Origin of the sequence: Streptomyces sp. NPDC059142, assembly GCF_042755665.1 — a bacterium.
Taxonomy (GTDB): Bacteria; Actinomycetota; Actinomycetes; order Streptomycetales; family Streptomycetaceae; genus Streptomyces.
This window is the reverse complement of sequence record NZ_JBHZDA010000109.1, coordinates 23,824-24,148: the sequence shown is the minus strand read 5'-3', so window position 1 is coordinate 24,148 and position 325 is coordinate 23,824. Positions and strand designations below refer to the sequence as shown.

Genomic DNA, 325 nt, shown 5'->3' with positions numbered 1-325 from the left:
GGTACGGGCGCGCCCGTACCCGCCACGACGGGGTGGAGCACCGGGCTCAGCGCAGCTTTCCGGCACCTGCCCCGGAGTCGACCACACGCGGCACCGAACGCGGCGGGTCGACGGCGGTCCGCAGGACGGGCGTCCAGCCGGCGTCGGGCCGCAGGGTCTCCTCGGGGATCCCCGCGTTGTGGACGGCGAGGAGATCCACCGGCCGGCCGTTGACGTAGTTGTGGGGGGGGGGGGGGGGGGGGGCGCGCCGCCCCCGCCAGGACAGCAGCCCGCCCCCGCGCCCCCCCCACCCCGCGCGCGCGCGCGTGTCAGGGAGGCCCGGCCC

1 pseudogene is annotated in these 325 nt (G+C 80.0%); it reads right to left on the bottom strand.

Annotation, left to right across the window (positions count from 1 at the left end):
• Positions 1–46: 46 nt before the first annotated feature.
• Positions 47–220: pseudogene (locus tag ACFXPK_RS28425) on the bottom strand (pectate lyase); the annotation flags it as partial.
• Positions 221–325: the final 105 nt, after the last annotated feature.